The following is a 1,849-nucleotide window of genomic DNA, read 5'->3' as shown; positions in this document are numbered from 1 at the left end:
GTTGCCCAAGGTCGCGGGCGACAAGGCTCTTTCCAAACTCGGCAAGGCCCGCGCGGCGGCGGCGCGAGCCAACGCCGTCATCGTCTACAAAGGCGCCGACACGGTGATCGCAGCACCAGACGGCCGCGCCGCGATCAACGGCAATGGCGTGCCGTGGCTTGCCACCGCGGGTTCGGGCGACGTGCTGGCGGGCATCATCGCCGGGCTCCTGGCACAAGGCATGCCGGCGTTCGAAGCGGCCTGCGCGGCTGTCTGGATACACGCCGAAGCCGGCAGCCGGTTCGGACCCGGCCTGATCGCCGAGGATTTGCCTTTGGCGATGGTGCCTGTGCTGCACGCGTTGGTCGAGAATGGGATGGCTGCCCGATGATGAGGCTGGCGATCCTTGTCGCGGTCGCTGCCATCGCTGTTCTTGGCGTGCGGGCGGCTGATGCTGCCGGTCGTCCGGTCACGGTCGTGGACGATCCGCAGGTGCTCGCCAAGCTCGACGCCGATGGCTTCGGATTCGCCGGTATTTTTGGCATCAGCGGCAAGGATGATCTGAAAACGCTCTATGACGCGGCGTCGGCCTACCACGCCATCGTCGACACCGTAGCGGCCGATGTCGCAGCACTGCGCGCCGACCTGAAAGCAGGCGGCCGGCCGCTCTATGAGGTGACCGACGGCAATGTCGGCCGCATCATCGACATGCGCTGGCTGAAGACCGACGCGGCGCGTTTCCGGCTGGTCGGCGTCGTCAACCGGCTCGACCGGCGTGACTTCGCAAAGCTCGGTGGGGAAGCGGGCTGCGGCGAGGTGCGCTTCATCTACCGCCTTGCCTATAGTTTCAGGAAGAACGGCAAGGTGTTGGCCTCGAGGCTGCCATTCAATTTCAGTGCCATCTACCGCGCAGCTCCCGACGCCGACGGCGGCTGTACCGGCGTCGCCGGGCGCTGGACGCCGCAGATCGACGAAGCGGCGGATGCCGGGTGGCTGTCCGGCGGACCGCTGGATAAAGCGAGCCTCTCCTTCAAGCAGCTCGAACTCAACGCTCAGGTGGTGCGCTTTCCTTCCGGCCAGGAGACCGAATTTGGCGGTCAGGCCGCCTATCTCATGCGCATCTTCGGTATCGACGGCACCACAATCAGCCAGAAACCGCTCGAAAATACGCCGGACACCATCCGCCTTGCGCAAGACGCGCGGTTGAAGGCGAGGCTTACGGACTATGTCCGCGCCAATGCCGGTGCAATCGATCTCGGCGTTTACGAAATCCCGGATGAATTCCTAGCGAAGAAGGTCATCTCCTGGTCGACCTTCGGCAGTGCCAGGCAGGCCAATCATCCATTCACGCCACTGTTCGAACCGGAGGCGCTTGCCGGGGTCGACTATTCGAAACTGACATTGGCGCGCACGGCTGAAGCCCTGATCGAGCGGCTCGACAACGGCGCCTGCCATGGCTGCCATCAGGCGGGCTCGACCGCAGGAATCCATTTCATCGGCCTCGACGATAGCGCGACTTCGCCGCTCAACCGCATCGAAGTCGGCATCTCGCCGCATCTCCATGCCGAGATTCCGCGCCGCGAGGCGTGGCTGCAGGAGACTGTGGAAGGCAGAGAAGCGAACGGGTTTCGCCCGTTGTCCTTCGCACCACCCGCCGCGTGGAAAGACACCGGCGAGATCGCCTATACGCCGGCCGAGCCCACCATGCCGTGCCTGGTGCCGGAAGACGCCGCCCGCTTCGGCAACAGCTGGCAATGCGGAGCCGGCACGGTCTGCACACCGATCGCGACCGCTACGGGAGTTAAGGCGAAACTGGCGCAATGCCTGCTGCCGAAGGAGAGCCGGAACATCTTTTCCGGCCATCCCTGCC

The 1,849-nt window shown here is 65.0% G+C and carries 2 protein-coding genes; both read left to right on the top strand.

Annotated elements, in window-relative coordinates:
• Positions 1 to 370: NAD(P)H-hydrate dehydratase (locus tag EOA79_RS31800; RefSeq protein ID WP_281060311.1), on the top strand; the 370-nt coding region annotated here is incomplete at its 5' end.
• Positions 367 to 1,849 (top strand): hypothetical protein (locus EOA79_RS31795; RefSeq protein WP_128293673.1); only part of this gene is annotated, 1,483 nt, incomplete at its 3' end. The genes EOA79_RS31800 and EOA79_RS31795, both read left to right, overlap by 4 nt.

Origin of the sequence: Mesorhizobium sp. M1A.F.Ca.IN.020.03.2.1 (genome assembly GCF_004023205.1) — a bacterium.
GTDB lineage: Bacteria > Pseudomonadota > Alphaproteobacteria > Rhizobiales > Rhizobiaceae > Mesorhizobium.
Note: the sequence above shows the minus strand (reverse complement) of the source record. Positions and strands in the feature narration are given on the sequence as shown.